This is a genomic window from Micromonospora sp. NPDC005194 (assembly GCF_040608335.1).
Classification (GTDB): Bacteria; Actinomycetota; Actinomycetes; order Mycobacteriales; family Micromonosporaceae; genus Micromonospora.
In genome coordinates, this window is the sequence record NZ_JBEXIA010000004.1 from 79,400 (window position 1) to 97,216 (window position 17,817).

Here is a 17,817-nt window from a genome sequence, read left to right on the forward strand (position 1 = left end):
CCGTTACCGGATATCCGGTAACGGGCCTTCTGACCTGCTTGTACAGCTGGTGGGCGATACTGGGTTTGAACCAGTGACCTCTTCCGTGTCAAGGAAGCGCGCTCCCACTGCGCCAATCGCCCGTGCATAATGCCGAGGTGGGGACGGGATTTGAACCCGCGTGGACGGCTTTGCAGGCCGTTGCCTCGCCTCTCGGCCACCCCACCGAGGTTGCCCCCGTCACGCGTGGCGGCAGCTCCGAGCGGACGACGGGATTCGAACCCGCGACCCTCACCTTGGCAAGGTGATGCGCTACCAGCTGCGCTACGTCCGCACGCCCCCGGCGTTCCCGGGTGACGGATGAGAACTTTAGCCGAGCCGGTGAACGACTGCCAACTCGGGGGTCTGTGTCGGCGCGTCCCCTCCCGCCCGGGAGCCCGAGCGGGGGCCGCGTGCCGGGTCCCGGGGAGGGTCGGACTCACTCGCCGCAGGCTTCCTAGGGAGCTGGCCTGGTTTCTCGACTGACTCCCGACCGTCACACTCCGGCATCGTGCGACGCCCGCTGTCGCCACCGGGACGACGGCCCCTCGCCCGGCGGCGACGCGCGCCCGCGGCGAGCGGCGGACCTCGACGAACACCGCCGGGAGACCGAACCGCGGCACCCCTGGAAAGTGTCCGACTTCCGACTCTTAGCCCACGAAACGGACGGTAGCGGTAACTGTTCGTGTTCGGGTGGATGGGCTACGGTAACGGTCGTGACGAGACGTGCGGCCGAGATCCGCCTGGATGCCCTGCTGCGCACGGCCTGCGACGTGATCGTGGAACGCGGTCTGGCCAACACCCGGACGGCGGACGTGGCACAGGCCGCCGGTGTGAGTCAGGCCCTGGTGTTCTACCACTTCGCCACCAAGGAGCGATTGCTCGCGCAGGCGTTCGCGTACGCCGTCGAGCAGGATCTGGCCCGCCTGGACGCGGTCACCCGCTCCTCCGCTCCGCCGTTGACGAAGCTCCGCCGGATCCTCAAGCTCTACACCCCGGCCGGTCGGGCGACCTCCTGGTCGATGTGGATCGACGGCTGGTCCGAGTCGCTGCGCACCCCCGAGCTGGAGAAGGTGTCCCGGCGGCTCGACCTGCGCTGGCGGCAGGATCTCGCCGCCGTCATCTCCGCCGGGGTCGCCGACGGCACCTTCCAGTGCGCCGACCCGCAGGGGGCCGCCTGGCGGATCAGCGCCGTGATGGACGGCCTCGCCGTGCAGCTCGCCGTGCACGACCGGGTGATCTCCCGCCGGCAGCTCGGGGAGTGGGTACGGCTGGTCACCTCACGGGAGCTGGGCCTGGCCCCGGCCGACCTGGACTGAGCGGCGACGGCGGAACGGCACCGCAGGTCGGGCCGGGCAAAACGGGCTCGGGCCACCGCGCCGAGGAGAACAATCGACGGCATGGACCTGCTGGAGGCGTACCGCCGGAGCCTGGCCGAGTTCGTCGACCGGGTGGACCAGGTCGGGCCCGGCCAGTGGGCCGAGGAGACACCGTGCCCGGACTGGGACGTCCGCACCCTGGTCAACCACGTGGTCGGCGAGGACCGGTGGAGCGTTCCGCTGCTCGCCGGACGCACCGTCGACGAGGTCGGCGACCGCTTCGACGGTGACCAGCTCGGCGCGGACCCGGCCGCGACGGCGCGGGAGGCGGCCACGCAGGCCGAGATCGCTGTCACCCATCCCGGCACGATCGACCGCACCGTGCACCTGTCGGCCGGCCCGACCCCGGCCGCGGAGTACGTCCAGCAGCTCCTCGCCGAACACCTGGTGCACGGCTGGGATCTGGCGGTGGCGATCGGCGCCGATCCGCGGCTCGACCCGGACGCGGTGCGCGTGTGCGCCCGCTGGTTCGCCGGGCGGGTCGACGACTACCGGCGCGACAAGCTGGTACGCGACGACGCGCGGCTGCCCGCCGACGCCGACGAGCAGGACCAGCTGCTGGCCGCCTTCGGCCGCGACCCCGACTGGGCCCCGGGCCACTGAGCGGTCAGCGTCGGGGCCGCGTGTTGGCCAGTCCCCGGTCGCCGCCGTAGTGCGCGAGCACCCGGTGGTCCATCACCCGTCGCCACAGCGGCGGGACCAGCGCCACGACCACCATCGTCGCGTACCCGGCGGGCAGCTGCGGTGAGGTGTCGAAGCTGCGCAGCGTCTGGTAGCGGCGCAGCGGGTTCGCGTGATGGTCGCTGTGCCGCTGGAGCTGGAAGAGGAAGACGTTGGTGACCGTGCGGTCGCTGTTCCAGCTGTGCCGGGCGTCGACCTTCTCGTAGCGTCCGGCGGCGGTGCGCTGCCGGGCCAGCCCGTAGTGCTCCAGATAGTTGACCACCTCCAGCAGGGAGAAGCCGACCACCGCCTGCAGGACCAGGAACGGCAGCACCACCGGGCCGAAGACCAGGGTCAGCGCCGCGTACAGCACCAGGGTCATGGCCCACGCGTTGAGCACGTCGTTGCGGTGGGTCCACGGGGACCGGCCGCGGATGCGGAACCGGCTGGTCTCCAACCGCCAGGCCGAGCGCAGGCTGCCGAGGACGGTACGCGGCCAGAACGCCCAGAAGCTCTCCCCCAGTCGCGAGCTCGCCGGATCCTCCGGCGTGGCGACGCGGACGTGGTGGCCGCGGTTGTGCTCGACGTAGAAGTGCCCGTACGCGGCCGGCGCCAGGGCCACCTTGGACAGCCACCGCTCCACCCGCTCGCGCTTGTGGCCCAGCTCGTGGGCCGTGTTGATGGCGATGCCGTTGACCACCCCGACGGTGGCCACCAGGCCGGCGGCACCGGCGAGGGAGAGGCTGTCGCGGGCCCACACCGCGCAGCACAGCACCAGTGCCGCGTACTGCGCCGGCAGGTAGAGGTAGGTGAGCCAGCGGTAGTAGCCGTCGGCCGCCAGCCGGGGCACGGCCTCCTCGGGAGGGTTCTGCCGGTCGTCGCCGAGCAGCAGGTCGACCACCGGGATCAGGCCGAAGACGACGGCCGGGGTGAGCCACCACGCCCAGGCGCCGCCGCCGGCCCGCCACAGCGCGAAGCCGACGAAGGGCAGCGCCGGCACCAGGAGCGCCAGCGGCCAGAGCGGCTTGCGACGGTCCCGCCAGGCGGCGGGCTCGACGGTCGGATCGGCATCGACGGTCATGGCCAACCTCCGGTCTCGCGTTCTGACATCGACAGTGACAGCCATCACGTTCATTTACAAGAGCGTACGTTTTGTAAAGTCGATTTATCTCGATCAGTCGGCGCGTCGGCGGTCGGGGGCCTTGCCGCGCCCCCGGTCGGCTGATATCCACAGATGCGCATGCGTCACCGCGCTGCGTCGGTCGGCAGCCGCCGGCCATCCCGCTCCCACGAGGAGGTCCCGTGCCACAACCGGAGTGGTCACCCCCGATGAGCCGGCGTCGACGCCGGCTCATCGCCGTCCTGGCGACGACCGCGACCATCGCCGCGCTGCTACCCACGGGCGCGAGCACCGCGGCCCCCGCCGGGGCGCCGTCCACGCAACGCTCGTCCGGGCCGTTCGCCGAGGGCAACCACGAGCCTGCCGACCTCGACAACCGCTCCGGTACGGCGGCACCCGACGCCCGCCAGCGCGGCCTGGCCCGCGCCGCTGATCCCGACGTGCGGTGGAACCGGTTCGGCACCCCGCAGGCCCTCGGCCCCGGTCGTACCCCGCTCGCCACCGGGCTGCCAGGCGACCCGGAGGCCGCCGCCCGCGCCTACCTGAGGGCCAACCGTGACCTGTACGGCATGGACGCCGCGACGGTCGCCGACCTGGAACGGGTGCTGGTCCGACCGATCGGCAGCGGTGCCGTGGTGACCCTGCGGCAGCGCTTCGGCGACCTGCCGGCCGGGCCCGACGGCCTGGTCACCCTCGCGGTCCAGGGCGGCTCGGTGCTCGCCGTCAACTCCTCGCTGGCCCGCGACACCAGCGCGCCCGCGCCGGCCACCCGCACCGCCGAACAGGCGTACGCCGACGCGCTCGCCGACGCCGGGCTGACCGCGACGGCGGTGGCCAGCCACACCGTGCGCGCCGTGGCCGTACCCACCCCGCTGGACGGGCCCCGGGCCGCCTACGAGGTGACCATGATCGGTGCGGACGCCGACCACCCGGCGGCGTTCACCAGCTACGTGGACGGCAGCACCGGAAAGGTGCTGGTCCGCGAGGACCTCGTCGACTTCGACTCGGACAACCCGAGCTGGGCGGTCTTCCCGGCCACCCCGCCCCGCGACCTCGCGGCCGGGCAGGACCCGCGGGTGCGCTGGTGCGGTGACCCGGCCCCCGGCTGCCAGGTCGCCCAGCGGGACCCGGCCACCGGCCAGCCGTGGGACGTCGACGCGGCCACCGGCACCCCGACCTTCACCTCGCGCGGCAACTCGGCCAACACCGTGCTCTCCTGGGGCAACAACACCCCGATCGTCCCGGCCACCCCCAGCCCGGAGCGCCGCTACGAGTACCCGTTCACCGACCAGTGGCACCAGGCGAAGTGCAACCCGGCGGTGTTCACGTCGGCGCAGCGCAACGACGCGGACGCGGCGATCGCCAACCTCTTCGTCATGCACAACCGCATGCACGACTGGGCGTACCAGTTGGGCTTCACCGAGTCGGCGTGGAACCTCCAGGCGGTCAACCTCACCCCGTCCGGGCTGGGCGGCGACGCCGAGCAGGGCCGCGCCCAGCAGGGCGCGCTGACCGGCAACCGCAACAACGCCAACCAGGGCACCGGGCGCGACGGCCTGCCGCCGACCACCAACATGTACCTGTGGCAGCCGCAGGCCGGCGGCCCGTACCCGCCGTGCGTGGACGGCGACTACGACATGACGGTGATCGGCCACGAGTACACCCACGCCATCACCAACCGGATGATCGCCGGCCCGGACAGCGGGATCAGCGGCCACCAGGGCGGGGCGATGGGTGAGTCGTGGGGCGACCTGCTCGCCGCCGAGTACCTGTACCAGAACGGGCTGCGCGCGCCCGGCGAGTCGCCCTTCGTCACCGGCGGCTACGTCACCGGCAACCTGGTCAGCGGCATCCGCAACTACGACCTGAGCCGCAGCCCGCTGAACTACTCCGACATCGGCTACAACACCGGTGGCCCCGCCGTGCACGCCGACGGGGAGATCTGGGGCGCCACCAACTACCGGGTCCGCTCGGCGCTGGTGAAGCGGTACGGCCTCGGCACGACCCAGCGGCAGCTGGAGTGCGCGCAGGGCAAGGTCACCGCCGACAAGTGCCCGGGCAACCGGCGCTGGTCGCAACTGGTCTTCGACTCGTTCCTGCTCCAGGCCGCAAGCCAGGTCAGCATGCTCGACATGCGGGACAACATGCTCACCGCCGACCTGCTGCGCTTCGGGGGCGCGAACCAGGACCTGATCTGGGCCGAGTTCGCCCGCTCCGGGATGGGCCGGGACGCCGCCACCAACGGCGCCGCGGACACCGACCCGACGCCGAGCTTCGCCTCGCCGCGTGGCGGCAACGCGACGCTCACCCTGCGCCCCCGCGGGGACAGCGCCGACGCGCCGATCCGGGTGTACGTCGGGGCGTACGAGGCACGGGCCACGCCGATCGCGGACACCGACCCGGCCACGCCGATCCCGGACACGGTGGAGATGGTGGCCGGCACGTACGACCTGCTGGCCGTCGCGCCCGGCTTCGGGCACCAACGGCTCAGCGTGGTCGCCGACGCCGGCCGGACCGGCTACGTGGACCTGCGGTTGAGTCGCAACCTCGCGTCCACGGCCTCCGGTGCCACGATCAGCGGCGACGGGGTCAACCTGGACCGGGTCGTCGACGACACCGAGGCGACGAACTGGGCCTCCCTGGACGGGGTGGCCGGCCGGCAGCTCACCGTGGACCTGCCGGGCGACGGCCCGCAGACGGTCAAGCGGGTGAACGTCAGCGCCATGCTGCGACCCGCGATCGTCGGGGACCCCGACACCGGCAGTCAGAACGCGCTCAGCGCGCTGCGCTCGTTCGCGGTGTCCGCGTGCGACGCGACGACGACCGACTGCGCGGACCCGACGCACTGGCGGCGGATCTACACCAGCGCGGGCGACGCGTTCCCCGGCGGGGCGTACCGGGCGTACAGCCGCGACATCAACCTGCGGACGTTCGCGGTGCCCACCACCCTCGCCACCCACCTGCGCCTGGAGGTGCTGGCCAGCCAGTGCACCGGCGGCCCGCAGTACGCAGGTGAGCAGGACGACGACCCGGCCACGACGACGGACTGCGCGACCGCCAGCCCGGCCCGGGCCCAGGTCAGGATCGCCGAGTTCCAGGCGTTCACGAAGTGACACCGTCGGGGCCGGCGGTCCTCCGCCGGCCCCGACAACCCCCGATCAGCGGCGGGCCGGTCGCCAGCCACCCGCCGGCGCCGGCCGCTCCCAGAGCCGGTCCACCGGCGGGTCCTCGGCCTCGGTGGTGGCGGCCCGGGTCAGGTGACGCAGCCGCAGCAGCAACCCCACCCCGAGCGAGAGCAGCAGCCCACCGAGCAGGAACGCGGCCTGCACCATGCCGAACCCACCGGCCTGTGAGACCGGACGGCCGGCGGCCGGCGGCGCGGCGTCGATGGGCTGGTCGGCGACCGGTTCCTCGGCCGGGTCGCTCTCCTGCGCCGGTTCGCTCGGCGGATCGCTGGGCTCGGCCGGAGTCGCGCTCGGCGTCGGCGTACCGGTCGGCCTGGCCCCCGCCCCCACCACCGATCGGGTGGCCGTCTGGCGGGCCAACAGGCGCAGGTTGGCGTCGTACGCCTCGGCGGCGAGGGTGACCCGTCCCTGGGTGACGTCCTCGGCGAAGGCCACCCGGTAGCGGGCGGTGACCGTGCGGCCCGGGCAGAGCGTGCCCGGGTCGAGTTGCCGATCGGTCAACCGGGCCACGTCACCCTCGGTCTGGACCTCCAGCGGGAAGTCGCCGTTCTCCTCCACCCGGTCCATCTTCACCTGGTCGAGCCGGATGCCCTGCACGCGGAGCACCATCGACCAGCGCACCTTCGCGCATCCGCCGCGCCGGTCCGTCTGCGAGACCACCGCCGAGATCGTGCGCACCTGGTCCCCCGCGCTGAACCGGGCCGGCAGGCCGCTCATCTCGGTGGCGAAGGCCGCCTGTGCCGGCGCGGCCAGGGTCAGCACCGCCCCGGCAACGCCGGCAACCAACGCTCCGAGCCGCAGCGCGTACCGCCACACGATCACCACCACCTCGCTCCTTCTCGTCCCTGGAGGGAAACGCTAGGAGGAAACGGGCGGGCCGGACAGAGGGGTGTCTTCGCATCGGATGCCAAGCAGGAGGGGTGATTTCACCGAGAGTGGTGAACCCTTCACGCGTACCCGCGATCCCTCGACCACCTCCGTGCGTCGCCGGGGCTGACCGGTGCGCGAGAATCGCCGGGTGTCCGAGCTCTCCAGCACCTTCGTCCGGCTGCACGCCCGGCTGGCCCCGGTCCCCTTCGTTCCCGAGGTGCGCCTGCACCAGGCGGACGAACCGATCGGGCTCTGGGAGCTGACCGAGGGCGAGTTCTCCAGCGACCGGCCGCCGCCGTTCTGGGCCTTCGCGTGGGCCGGCGGGCAGGCGCTCGCCCGCTACGTCACCGACCACCCGGAGCTGGTCGCCGGCCGCCGGGTGCTCGACCTCGCCTCCGGCTCCGGCCTGGTGGCCATCGCCGCCGCCCGGGCCGGCGCGGCGTCCGTGCGGGCCGTCGAGGTGGACGAGCTGGCGGTCGCGGCCGTCGCGCTCAATGCCGAGGCCAACGGGGTACGCGTCGACGCCGAGTTCGGCGACATCCTCGACGGCGACGCGGGCGACGCCGAGGTGGTGCTCGCCGGGGACGTGTTCTACAGCGAGGCGATGGCCCGGCGGGTGCTGCGGTTCCTGCTGCGCGCCACCCGGGCCGGGGCGCCGGCGCTGGTCGGTGACCCCGGCCGGGCGTTCCTGCCCCGGGACCGCTTCGACGAGCTGGCGACCTACGACGTGCCGGTGCCGGAGGCCCTGGAGAGCGTCCGGGTGAAGCGCACCACCGTCTGGCAGTTGCGCGCCGGCCTGCCGAGGGCTGCCGGCTAGCGTGTCGACGTGCTGTTCTCCGGCTGGGCGTCCGAGGTCGAGGCACCCTGGCCGGACGTCGCCGAGGTGACCGACCACGTCGGCGTACGTCACCTCGTCGTCACCCGGCACGCGCTGGTCCGGCAGGTCCTCGCCGACCCGGTCCGCTACCGGCCGGACAACGCCCTGGACGCGGTGACCCCGATGCCGGTGACCGCGCTGCGGGTGCTCGCCGGGCACCGGTTCCGGCTGCCGCCGACGCTGGCGAACAACTCCGCCGCCAGCCATCCCCCGATCCGGGCGATCGTCGCGGACGCGCTGCACCCGACGCGCGTGGCGGCGCAGCGCCCCTGGCTCACCGCTCTGGTCCGGCAGCGGGTGGCCCGGCTGCGCGCCGCGCTCGACGCCGGTGCGCCGGTCGACCTGTACGCGGACCTCGCCGCCGACCTGCCGCTGCTGGTGCTGGCCCGGCTGGTCGAGCTGCCGGCCGCGCCGGTCGGCGCGGTCAAGGAGTTCGCCCGGGCGGCACTGGAGCTGTTCTGGGCGCCGCTGGACGCCGACCGGCAGCTGGCCCTCGCCACCGAGGTGGGCCGTTTCCACGGCGTGCTGCGCGAGATCGCGGCCACCGGTGGCGGCCTGGCCGCCGAGCTGCGCGCGGGCGGCCACCCGCCGGACGTGGTGGTCGGCGCGCTCTTCTTCCTGCTGGTCGCCGGCCAGGAGACCACCTCACAGTTCCTCACCCTGCTGCTGCACCGATTGGCCGTCGAACCGGCGGTACGCGCCGGCCTGCGCACCGGCGACGTCGCGGTGGCCGACGTCGTCGAGGAGGGCCTACGCCTCGAACCGCCCATCGTCACGTGGCGGCGCGTCGTGGCGGTGGACGGCACGCTGGGTGGGACCGCCGTGCCGGCGGGCACCAGCATCGTGCTGTGGCTGGCCCGCGCCGGCCGGGACCCGGCGATCGTCGAGTCCCCCGACGAGTTCCGCCCGGGGCAGCGCGGGTCGCGCCGGCACCTGGCGTTCGGGGCGGGCGCGCACCGCTGCGTCGGGGACGTACTGGCCCGGATGGAGGCGGCCGTGGTGGTGGCCGAGGCGACGCCACTGCTCGACGGGGTGAGCGTGGTCCGGCCGCCGTGGTGCCCGGACAACCTCACCTTCCGGATGCCGGACGCCTTCGTGGTGCGGTCAGTCGAGCGGCCCGCTGACCAGTAGCACGATGCCCCCGATGACCGCGGCGACACCGAGGAGCAGGGCACCACCGCCGACGAGGAACCGCGCGACGTTGAAGCCGATGTCCTGCCGCAGCTCGGCCGGATCACGGTCGGGCGCTCCCCACACGCGGTTCCACGGGTTCCTCGACAGCCGGCGGGCCTCCGCGTCGGCGTACCCGAACAGGTTGAGGGTCATCGTCAGCCCGATGAACCCCAGCAGCGCGCCGAAGCCGACGGCGGCGAGTATCTGCATGATCCACCGCACCATCGGCCGCCTCCGCTTATCGAATCGACTCCGATCCAAGGCTAGGCAGCCCGGGCAAGACCGCCCGGGGAGATCGTCACGGGGCGCGGCGCCTGACCGTGACCCGCTATGTTTCCGGGCGTGTCATCAGCCCGCCCGCGCCCCATCCCCGCAGTGGTAACGCTTCTGACCCTGCTGGCGCTGAGTGCCTGCGCAGCCGGACCCGCGTTCCACGCCCGGCAGATCGCGTCCCAGCCGAGCCCGTCCACGCCCGCGCCCACCCCGTCGGCGTCTCCGTCCCCCTCGGCGTCTCCGTCCCCGACCGCCCGGCCGACGCCCGGCAGCCTGGACTGGTACGTGTCGCAGGCGCCGACCTTCCCCGCGGCGCCGCCACCGCAACCGGTGCCGCTGCCGGTGACCGGCCCGATCCCGTTCTGGCACCGCCTGCCGACCGACCAGAAGGTCGCCTTCATCACCATCGACGACGGTGGGCTGGCCCGACCGCCCGCGGTGGCCGACTTCATCTGGCGCGCGCACATCCCGGTCACGATGTTCCTGAACTCGCCGGCCGCCGAGGAGCACGACGTCTACTTCCGCCAGATCCAGGTCGCCGGTGGGGTCGTCGAGAACCACACCATCCGGCACAACTCACTGGCCGGCCGGTCGTACGACTACCAGAAGCAGGAGATCTGCGGGGCGGCGGACAAACTTCAGACGCTGTTCGGCAAGCGGGCGACCCTGTTCCGCCCACCGTTCGGCGAGTACGACAGCACCACGCTCCAGGCTGCGCAGGACTGCGGCGCGAAGGCGGTCCTGCACTGGTCCGAGACGGTCCACGAGGGCAAGGTGCGCTACCAGACCCCGGAGAAGGTGGTCCAACCCGGCGACATCCTGCTGATGCACTTCCGGCCGGCGCTGATGGACGACCTCCTGGCCGCGTTGCAGGCCATCCACCGGGCCGGACTCACCCCGGCGCTACTGGAGGACTACATCCGCTGACCCGGGCGGCCTGACGAAAGTCAGTGCTGGTGGGTGCCGTTCGGGCGGGGAGCGCAAGCTACGGGGGTTCAGCAACGGCAACGCCAGGAAGTACGAGCTGTCGGGTCTGGTGTTCTGCGCCGGGACGATGAAGGACAGTTCAACCCGTGGACGAGTAATGGTGTCGATGACCAGCACCCGGGTTGTGCGCGGTAAGCGGGTGCGTCGGGTGTCGTTCGTCTGCAACCAGTTGGCTACCGGCGGATGCGGCAGCATGAGAATCGAGATGGCGCATCTTGAGCGGTGGATCGAACAACTGCTCTTCACCCGAGCTGACTCCCCGGAGCTACGCACCGCCATGTCTGTGCAGGCCGACGACATCAATGAGGCCGAACAAGCCTTGCGGAAGTCACTGGCTGACGGAGAACGCCGACTTGAGCGGGTCGAGGACGAGTACGACGCCGAAGAGATCACGAAGGTTGAGTACCGCCGACGCCGAGCCAAGATCATGAAGCAGGTAGACGCGACCGGGCAGCGCTCGCCAAGGCCACGCGGTCACGAGTCCACACCCGCCTGCCGTCCGGCACCGAGCTGCGCAGGGTGTGGAACGACAGGGACAACACCTGGAAACGCACCATCATCAGCTCGGTCATCGAGCGCATTGAGGTATCCCGGCATCCGGCAGGCGTGGCTACCAACCTGACCCCAACCCGAGACGAAGACCCCGAGGCGTTCAGTCAGCGCCTCGACCTCCACCGGGCGCAGGTGCTCCGTCAACGGGTATTCGTGCAGTGGTGGGCGTAGCCCGTCCTTTCAACAGATGGCCATGCTTGCGATTGAAGACTTTTCTTCGCATGTGCGACTCAACCTTGTGCCTGACTATCTGATGCCACTTCCGCATCCAAGCCGCAGCGCCTGAAAGCGGCCAAAGATACTGCCACACCAGTCCAGAAAGGCCCGGCTCAAGATCAAATGGGTCAGTCACTCTGACCGGGTGCTCACTACCCTTCCTATCCCAGTTGAGACCGGCGGCATCAAAGAAGGCGACTGCGGCCCACATGTGGCTCCGCCGGACACGGCGCGATGGCCAAGACTGATCGAAGACTACCCGGCCATACCCAGTTTCACCGGGTTGCAGAATCTCGATCGACTTACTTGAAGCGCCCTTGAACATACCCGCATGATCTAATTGCCAGTTCGTCACGTACAGATATACGTCGAAGACCGGAGCACCACTGTGGTTCACGACAGCCACTTCCGCGCCAACGACCTGGCCACCCTCCCTCACAACTTCCGTGATAGTCGCAATGATCAACCTAGCCTGTGTCGCTTCGTTGTCACGCCGCTCCTCACGGCGTACGCGGATCTCATGACGGAACAGCAGACCGGCGAAGAGGACGGCGGCTGTCGACATCATCAGACCGACCAGACTCCCCCACGCCTGCATCCAGTCGGTGATCTTCGGAGCCTCAGCAGCGAGCACCCGACCAGGGTACGACCGCCGATCCAGACCGAGGCTCCTTTGTGGTGACCACCTACGATCCCTGCCGTGGGATGGCTCGAAGCATCAGTGAAGATCGTGACAGCCTTGGCCTGGCCAGCGGTCGCCATGGTGGCGGTCATACTCCTACGACGCGAGATCGGTCAGGTGTTCAGACGGCTCAATCGTTTTGCGGGACCGGCTGGCATTGAGGCCGAGTTCAGGGAAGAGGTAGCTGCAACTAGCGAACTTGCCGAGGTAGCTGCACCGGACAAGCCAGAAGAACTCTCCCTACCAGCCCCACAAGGCGGTGCTGCCCATCTAGCGCCGAACCCCACTCTCAGCGATCTTGTCGAAGAAGCGGAGCGACACCCCGTCGGTGGCGTCATGCGAGCGTGGCACCTGGTGGAGGACGCACTGAACCCACCAGGGACGGGCAGGAGGTTAGTTTCCAGCTACCAGCGAATGACGGAACTACACCGCGAAGGCGTCATCAACGACGACCTCTTCGCTCTCGGACGACGACTCCAAGAGCTGCGGAACAAGGTCGCCCATGGGCGCGTGATTCCTGACGACCATGAAGTGCGAGAGTTCGTGATCAGCACTTGGCGTTTGGCTGCCGCTCTGAACAAGGTTGCGACCTAGGCGACGCTCCCACCATTCCGGGCCCTAATCTCAGACTATGTGGGAAGGGTATTAGGACTGACCAGGAGTCCTCTTACGTTGGCTTCGCTCCACTACGGAGCGTGATCACCGAGGAGTACACCACGACCGAACTGACCAAGCCTGCCGCCACCACCGCGAAGGCCAACGAAGGCGCCACCCGCAAGACCCCGGCCAAGAAGGCCACCGCGGCTAAGCCCGAGTTCGCGCCGAAGGTTGGAGAAACGGCCGCCTTGACCACGCGGAGTGCGGACACCGCCATGACCTCAAGGGCCGGGCTGCCTGTCGGGCGAACCACGCCAAGGCGGCGAAGTGAACGCCGACATGCTCGCCGCGTTCGATCGACTCAGGGTGCAGGTTGATCGGGCCTACGAGGCGACGAGGGACTGCCTGACCCTCGGCGACCTCACCGGCGCTCAGAAACTGTTGGCTCGCCTGGGCGACACCCACGCCAAGGCGGCCCTGTTGCTGGGACAGGCCCTTCCCCCGTGCGTCACCTGCGCCAAGGACGAACACGACGGGACCGAGGATCACCCGATGGCCCGCACATACACGGGGAGCGATTGACCCATGCGGGGATACCCGCCAATACGGCTTAGGCCCGTACGCGCGAACTGGACCACCTCGGTTGCACACCCGCCGGGGCGGTTCGCCGTTGGATGATCAGCCCGGCCTTCATGACGTACACCTCGCGCTTGGCGGTGGCGTTGCCCCTCGCGTCGAGCACGTACCCGGTTAACCAGATCCAGTCGTGGTACGGGTCGGTCTCGCCGACCGACACGATGCGCAGCCTCAGCGCCCGGTTCCCGGTGAACTGCGGCGAGCAGGCAGCCCCGACCAGCACCACGTCTCCGGCCTTCATGCCAGCCACCCGAGGAACCGGCGGTATACGGCGTCGGCGGGAGCCCAGGCCATGTCCTGCGTAGCCGCCGCCAGGTGCGACCCCATGTAGATCCGCAGGGCTACCGGCGAGGCGGCGTACTCGTTTAGCAGCTCAAGGCGGCGTGTGGAACAGGGCCAAGGGCGTTCGCACACCTCGCACAGCCACAACGGCAGGACCGGCCCGTGCGTGGCCATCAGTTCTCACCCGGCCAGTGACCCCGGTTGATCGGGATCTTGTGTCTGGCCCGGAAGGGCAGCTCGTTCCCGCACTTGCACACGTTCCGCCACTTGATCCACGACCACACCGGCTTGTGCCTGCGAGCCAGGGTCATGGCTACGGCCGTCAGATACTCCGCAAAAGTAACGCGTCGGGTCATTCATCCATGACAACACGCGGGGTTGCACGAGGGCAACCCCCTAAAGCGTTGTACGACCCGGTAGCCCCTAGAGCAAGTCCCAGGGCTCCTACCGTCGAGACGTGGAGTTGCTTGGGCTCGATGAGATCCGCGACCTGCTTGGGGGCATCAGCAAGCAGCGCGCCACGATCATCGTGGGCCGCAAAGGTTTCCCCGACCCGCTCGCCACCTTGAGCATGGGCCGCGTCTGGGACGGCAAGGCCGTACGAGCGTGGATCGCCAAGAACCGCCCCGCTCCGGCCGACGACTGACCAGAGCGCGGCGAACCCCGCCGATCATCGACGCTTCTTCCTTGAGAGTTGCCCCGGCAGCGAGGGTTGGTCGTCCGACTCGGGTCCATCCGCCACCTGCGGATTGAACGGGCGCAGCCCAGCGAGACTGTCAAGGATGGCAGGCCGCTCATTTGGCTTGGTGTCACGCAGCGCCATCTCGGCTAAGGCTCGGTCCCGGTCAGCCTTGATCTTGAAATGCAGCAGTCTGGCACCCGCCAGGACGACGGCCGAGATGCTTGAAACGGCTACCCAGAGCCCCAGGTCTTCGAGCCCCACTGCTTGCCTCTCCTCACTCTGGTCGAGTGAGGCACGCAGGGCTCAGCTCGACCAGCACGCAATGACTGGTGAAGCCAAGGTCCTGCGCCGACTGAGCAAGATCTCAGATGTTGCTTGGCACCTTCGAGGCGCCTATTTATCGAGGGCTAGGGCGGCTGTATATGGGCAACTCTGACCCGACGAACGGCCTGTCGGCTGACCACGTCAGGGCGCAAGCCGCTGCAATGAGCAGCAAGTCACCTGCGCACTCCTGGTCTGGAGTGTGAAGTCCCGTATGACGTTCTCTCCAGGGGAGACGTCGACGAGTGTAGCTGAACGTGCAACTCGTTCACTGGGCCAACACCCCCCGTCCGTGTGGATGGGAGGCGTTGGCTAGGGGTGTTCAGTCGGCCGCAGAGACGACGACGGGCGCGGTCGGGGGTACCGGTCACCCCCGGCGCGTTCAGTACGGCTGCACGATCATCTGCCGGTTGGCGAATAGGGCCGGTCGTGTCGGACTGGTACAGCGCCCGGAGGGTTTCCGAGGCGGTCGGCTCGTGCGGGTACGGCTGCGCCAGTCCGGCCACACCGCCGAACTCGCTTTCATCCATGCGGTCCATGAGCGAGGAGAGGTGGTCATCCGCCGAGCGGTAGGGGTTCACGACTTGCTCTCCACTGCGGGCCAGCGCTTGAGGTCGGCGGCCTGCTCATCGCCGTCCGCCGGCTCCCCCGCAGTCCGGTACGCCTGCCGGGCCCTCGCCTGCAAGATGGCGTCCTCCACCTCGGTGATCGTGCGATGAAATAGACCCAGCGCGGTCACGCGCCCCTCTTCGTCAGCCCTCTCGTGCGGCATTCTTCACTCCTTCGTCAGTCATGCGGTTTTCCCATTCCTTGTCCACCAGCCAGCGAACGGTTCCCGCCAAGGAATCGTCACGTCGAGCGGCAAGGCTTTTTGAACGGAACCGCTGCGACTCCGACTTCGAGACATTCAGCAGCACCGGGAACTCCGACAGCTTTCCCCGAGCGCCCATTAGCGCCCTTTCCAGTCCGCCAATACGTTTGTGGAACCATTTTCCGGCAAATCCGAGTGTTTGTCAGGTTTAATCGCCTAGCGTTCTGACGTGCCCACGCTGTACGGTGTCCGACTGTGACCATCACCGAAGAAGACCGCACGCACATCAACCAGATTTTTAGCCACCTGCGGACGGCCGAGCAATGGATGAACGAGGAACCGCTTCATGTTCAATCCGGCAGCTCGATGGCTACCGACAACGCACGAACCGACCCGCATCAACTCGGCCATGCGGTGCTCTTCACCCTGGGCGTCGCTGTAGACCACCTGCACTCAATGCGGATGGCGCTCACCGGTGCTGGTGACGGGAAGCTCGGGCTCCACACCTTCGCGCCGTTCACGCTAACCCGGGGCGCACTGGAGAACGCGTCAACGGCAGTGTGGCTACTGACGGGGGCCAGCCGGACCGAACGCTATACGCGGCTTCTACGACGCGAGTGGTGGAGCGTCAAGAACTTGGCTGAACTGCTCAAAGAAGCCGGCTACCCCGAAGAGCAAGGCATCCAGAGGCGGTTTGACCGCGTGACGGATATTGCGGACCGGCTGTACATTCCACGCACGGACCTCAATAAGAAGCCTTCGTACAGCGAGGTAGTAAAAGCAGCCGGGAAATGCGTCGACATGCAAGACGGTGAGAATAACTTGCTCTTCGTCTACTGGAAGCTATGCAGCGGAGTCGCTCACGGCGACAGCGGGGTACTCGGACTCTTGGAACATGAGGTCTTGGGAACTGCTGAACCTGGGGTATCGATCGTCAAGCTAACTGCCCCGTCGGCCCTGTTGGAGGCCGGCACGCGTGCTGCCGTGCTTCTCGTTGACCACGCGCGTCAACTCTACTCTCAGCGCGTAGTTAAGCACATCTAAGGAACATCACAAAACGCATTTCGTTGTATCTTGCGCTGTTGGGCGGTCGATCTAAAATCACCCTATGGAAGATGCAGCTGCATGGGTAGGCGTAGGCGCCTCCGTACTGATGTCCGCCGGAGCGCTGGTCGTGTCCGTTCGGTCCCTGAGGGAGTCGCGTCGGGCAGCGGATGCGTCCGAGCGCCAAGCCGCCGCAGCAGAGGAAGCCCTCGCTCCTCCACCCCCGTCTGTTAAGTGGCAGATCAGGCCAGGTCCGGGTCGGGACTCCTACGTCCTGAGGAACGTGGGTGACGCAACAGCGGCGGGCGTCGCCTTCGATCAAGCCTGTTCGAGCTGGACCATGAGCAAAGCACCTTCGAGCCTGGTCAGGCACTAACCTTCTGGGCGGCGGCGATGGGCGGCGACGACATGATGTCTGAACTGTGGCTCAAGTGGGAGGACCGCCCCGAGTGGGTCGCGGTACCGATGCCGTGATGACGCAGCGCCCGACGACTGGACACGTCCCTCCATACTGAGTCCCACCTCCCAGTAGACAGCAGCGCTACGCGGGAGGCGTTGGCCACACCCAACCCGGAATATGCTGCCTGGTGGCTCACGCAGCCTGCGAAGAACCGCTATGTGCTGCGGAACATCGGCACGAAGACCGCTCGCAACGTCGAGATCGACGAGTCTCGCATCAAGTGCGTATTGAGGGGCGACACACGGGCCGACGAAGTGCCTCCGCAAGCCTCGATAGAGCTGCTTCTGATCCCCATGTTCGGAGCACCAAAGCCAAACGAGATTTGGATGCGATGGGATGATCACCCCGAGTGGGCAGCAGTACCGCTCCCGTGAGTGCAGCGCCGTGACCAGAGCTGTCGTAGTGATGAACAGGGATTTACGGCAGCGGCAACCTGGTCCAGTCGCCACTGCCCCGCCACCGAACCTTGATCTCATAGATGTCTGGCAGTTCGTCGGCTGTGAAGATCCAGAAGCCGATCGCCTGGTTGGGCGGCAACTCCGGTACGGCCAGGGCTCCAGGCTCGACAGGAAACAGCCTCCCGTCCACGGCATCGACCTCAACCTCTAGCGCGGGCTCCGAGCCCACGTTGCGCAGCAGGAAAGTCGCCTCGCTCCTGCGGACTACCTTCCAGTCGACAGGCGGCGGTGATGGAGGGACGGCGGCCTCTGCTGCTGCCGCCTGCCGTTCTGCTGCGTCTGCCGATCGCTTCGAGGCATCCGCTGACAACTTCGAGTAGCGGGCGCTGACCACCGACACCACGAATGCTGCGAGGGCGATCCCCAGCGTCGCTATGTTCTCCCACGCCATGACTGGAAGCTACCGGCTCGGATCAACCCCGTCGACGCCGAGAGCCTCCGCAGCATTCTTGACCGAAACGGTTCAGATTGCCGCAGAGCCGGCCCGACGGTTCGGCCCCGTACCGACCCACACCACCCAACGTTGGGTGGCCT

At 68.9% G+C, this 17,817-nt stretch carries 20 protein-coding genes and 3 tRNA genes; 10 read left to right on the forward strand and 13 right to left on the reverse strand.

Annotation, left to right across the window (positions count from 1 at the left end; genetic code table 11):
• Positions 1 to 47: 47 nt before the first annotated feature.
• The 3 genes from ABZU53_RS04710 to ABZU53_RS04720 form a co-directional block, all read right to left on the reverse strand.
• Positions 48 to 122 (reverse strand) — tRNA-Val (locus ABZU53_RS04710).
• 13 nt (positions 123 to 135) lie between these two features.
• Positions 136 to 206 (reverse strand) — tRNA-Cys (locus tag ABZU53_RS04715).
• A 34-nt stretch (positions 207 to 240) separates the two neighbouring features.
• Positions 241 to 313, reverse strand: a tRNA-Gly gene (locus tag ABZU53_RS04720).
• 421 nt (positions 314 to 734) lie between these two features.
• Here ABZU53_RS04720 and ABZU53_RS04725 point away from each other — a divergent pair.
• Complete coding sequence (locus ABZU53_RS04725) at positions 735 to 1,337, forward strand: TetR/AcrR family transcriptional regulator (RefSeq protein ID WP_354855440.1); 603 nt, start codon at positions 735 to 737, stop codon at positions 1,335 to 1,337.
• An 81-nt stretch (positions 1,338 to 1,418) separates the two neighbouring features.
• Complete coding sequence (locus tag ABZU53_RS04730; protein ID WP_355063869.1) at positions 1,419 to 2,000, forward strand: TIGR03086 family metal-binding protein; 582 nt, start codon at positions 1,419 to 1,421, stop codon at positions 1,998 to 2,000.
• A gap of 4 nt (positions 2,001 to 2,004) precedes the next feature.
• Here ABZU53_RS04730 and ABZU53_RS04735 read toward each other — a convergent pair whose 3' ends face one another.
• Positions 2,005 to 3,138, reverse strand: coding sequence for an alkane 1-monooxygenase (locus tag ABZU53_RS04735; protein WP_354855442.1), 1,134 nt, complete (start codon positions 3,136 to 3,138; stop codon positions 2,005 to 2,007).
• Positions 3,139 to 3,359: 221 nt separating this feature from the next.
• On the opposite strand from ABZU53_RS04735, the gene ABZU53_RS04740 reads away from it, so the two are divergent.
• A complete protein-coding gene (locus tag ABZU53_RS04740) occupies positions 3,360 to 6,290 on the forward strand; it encodes a M36 family metallopeptidase (protein ID WP_355063871.1) in 2,931 nt (976 codons plus the stop codon).
• A gap of 45 nt (positions 6,291 to 6,335) precedes the next feature.
• On the opposite strand, the gene ABZU53_RS04745 is transcribed toward ABZU53_RS04740, so the two are convergent.
• A complete protein-coding gene (locus ABZU53_RS04745) occupies positions 6,336 to 7,187 on the reverse strand; it encodes a hypothetical protein (RefSeq protein WP_354855444.1) in 852 nt (283 codons plus the stop codon).
• A 193-nt stretch (positions 7,188 to 7,380) separates the two neighbouring features.
• Between ABZU53_RS04745 and ABZU53_RS04750 the strand changes: the two genes are divergently transcribed.
• Both ABZU53_RS04750 and ABZU53_RS04755 read left to right on the forward strand, forming a co-directional pair.
• Positions 7,381 to 8,049, forward strand: a complete 669-nt coding sequence (locus ABZU53_RS04750) for a 50S ribosomal protein L11 methyltransferase (protein ID WP_354855445.1) — start codon at positions 7,381 to 7,383, stop codon at positions 8,047 to 8,049.
• Positions 8,050 to 8,115: 66 nt separating this feature from the next.
• Positions 8,116 to 9,240 (forward strand): cytochrome P450, encoded by a 1,125-nt coding sequence (locus ABZU53_RS04755; RefSeq protein WP_355064043.1) that lies wholly within the window; start codon positions 8,116 to 8,118, stop codon positions 9,238 to 9,240.
• On the opposite strand, the gene ABZU53_RS04760 is transcribed toward ABZU53_RS04755, so the two are convergent.
• Positions 9,214 to 9,507: a hypothetical protein gene (locus tag ABZU53_RS04760; protein WP_355063873.1), complete on the reverse strand. Its 294-nt coding sequence runs from the start codon at positions 9,505 to 9,507 to the stop codon at positions 9,214 to 9,216. The two genes, ABZU53_RS04755 and ABZU53_RS04760, sit on opposite strands and share 27 nt — an antisense overlap.
• Before the next feature lie 150 nt (positions 9,508 to 9,657).
• On the opposite strand from ABZU53_RS04760, the gene ABZU53_RS04765 reads away from it, so the two are divergent.
• A complete protein-coding gene (locus ABZU53_RS04765; RefSeq protein WP_355063875.1) occupies positions 9,658 to 10,482 on the forward strand; it encodes a polysaccharide deacetylase family protein in 825 nt (274 codons plus the stop codon).
• A gap of 388 nt (positions 10,483 to 10,870) precedes the next feature.
• Here the strand turns inward: ABZU53_RS04765 and ABZU53_RS04770 are convergent, their stop codons facing one another.
• Positions 10,871 to 11,020: a hypothetical protein gene (locus ABZU53_RS04770; protein WP_355063877.1), complete on the reverse strand. Its 150-nt coding sequence runs from the start codon at positions 11,018 to 11,020 to the stop codon at positions 10,871 to 10,873.
• A 174-nt stretch (positions 11,021 to 11,194) separates the two neighbouring features.
• Positions 11,195 to 11,944, reverse strand: coding sequence for a hypothetical protein (locus ABZU53_RS04775; RefSeq protein ID WP_355063879.1), 750 nt, complete (start codon positions 11,942 to 11,944; stop codon positions 11,195 to 11,197).
• Between the two features lie 66 nt (positions 11,945 to 12,010).
• On the opposite strand from ABZU53_RS04775, the gene ABZU53_RS04780 reads away from it, so the two are divergent.
• Together ABZU53_RS04780 and ABZU53_RS04785 are read left to right on the forward strand one after the other, a co-directional pair.
• Positions 12,011 to 12,586, forward strand: coding sequence for a hypothetical protein (locus ABZU53_RS04780; protein ID WP_355063881.1), 576 nt, complete (start codon positions 12,011 to 12,013; stop codon positions 12,584 to 12,586).
• Positions 12,587 to 12,916: 330 nt separating this feature from the next.
• Complete coding sequence (locus ABZU53_RS04785) at positions 12,917 to 13,171, forward strand: hypothetical protein (protein WP_355063882.1); 255 nt, start codon at positions 12,917 to 12,919, stop codon at positions 13,169 to 13,171.
• 28 nt (positions 13,172 to 13,199) lie between these two features.
• Here ABZU53_RS04785 and ABZU53_RS04790 read toward each other — a convergent pair whose 3' ends face one another.
• Positions 13,200 to 13,466, reverse strand: a complete 267-nt coding sequence (locus ABZU53_RS04790) for a hypothetical protein (RefSeq protein ID WP_355063884.1) — start codon at positions 13,464 to 13,466, stop codon at positions 13,200 to 13,202.
• 498 nt (positions 13,467 to 13,964) lie between these two features.
• Between ABZU53_RS04790 and ABZU53_RS04795 the strand changes: the two genes are divergently transcribed.
• Positions 13,965 to 14,153 carry a hypothetical protein gene (locus tag ABZU53_RS04795; RefSeq protein WP_355063886.1) on the forward strand — a complete coding sequence of 63 codons (189 nt, stop codon included), beginning with the start codon at positions 13,965 to 13,967 and terminating at the stop codon, positions 14,151 to 14,153.
• A 24-nt stretch (positions 14,154 to 14,177) separates the two neighbouring features.
• Here ABZU53_RS04795 and ABZU53_RS04800 read toward each other — a convergent pair whose 3' ends face one another.
• The 3 genes from ABZU53_RS04800 to ABZU53_RS04810 all read right to left on the reverse strand — a co-directional run bounded on the left by ABZU53_RS04800 (position 14,178) and on the right by ABZU53_RS04810 (position 15,427).
• The gene (locus tag ABZU53_RS04800) at positions 14,178 to 14,450 is read right to left on the reverse strand and encodes a hypothetical protein (protein WP_355063888.1); all 273 of its coding nucleotides are present in this window, start codon (positions 14,448 to 14,450) and stop codon (positions 14,178 to 14,180) included.
• A 637-nt stretch (positions 14,451 to 15,087) separates the two neighbouring features.
• Positions 15,088 to 15,210, reverse strand: a complete 123-nt coding sequence (locus ABZU53_RS04805; protein ID WP_355063890.1) for a hypothetical protein — start codon at positions 15,208 to 15,210, stop codon at positions 15,088 to 15,090.
• A 52-nt stretch (positions 15,211 to 15,262) separates the two neighbouring features.
• A complete protein-coding gene (locus tag ABZU53_RS04810; RefSeq protein WP_355063892.1) occupies positions 15,263 to 15,427 on the reverse strand; it encodes a hypothetical protein in 165 nt (54 codons plus the stop codon).
• A 149-nt stretch (positions 15,428 to 15,576) separates the two neighbouring features.
• On the opposite strand from ABZU53_RS04810, the gene ABZU53_RS04815 reads away from it, so the two are divergent.
• Positions 15,577 to 16,365, forward strand: coding sequence for a hypothetical protein (locus ABZU53_RS04815; RefSeq protein WP_355063894.1), 789 nt, complete (start codon positions 15,577 to 15,579; stop codon positions 16,363 to 16,365).
• Positions 16,366 to 17,242: 877 nt separating this feature from the next.
• On the opposite strand, the gene ABZU53_RS04820 is transcribed toward ABZU53_RS04815, so the two are convergent.
• Positions 17,243 to 17,674 carry a hypothetical protein gene (locus ABZU53_RS04820; RefSeq protein ID WP_355063896.1) on the reverse strand — a complete coding sequence of 144 codons (432 nt, stop codon included), beginning with the start codon at positions 17,672 to 17,674 and terminating at the stop codon, positions 17,243 to 17,245.
• Between the last annotated feature and the right edge of the window lie 143 nt (positions 17,675 to 17,817).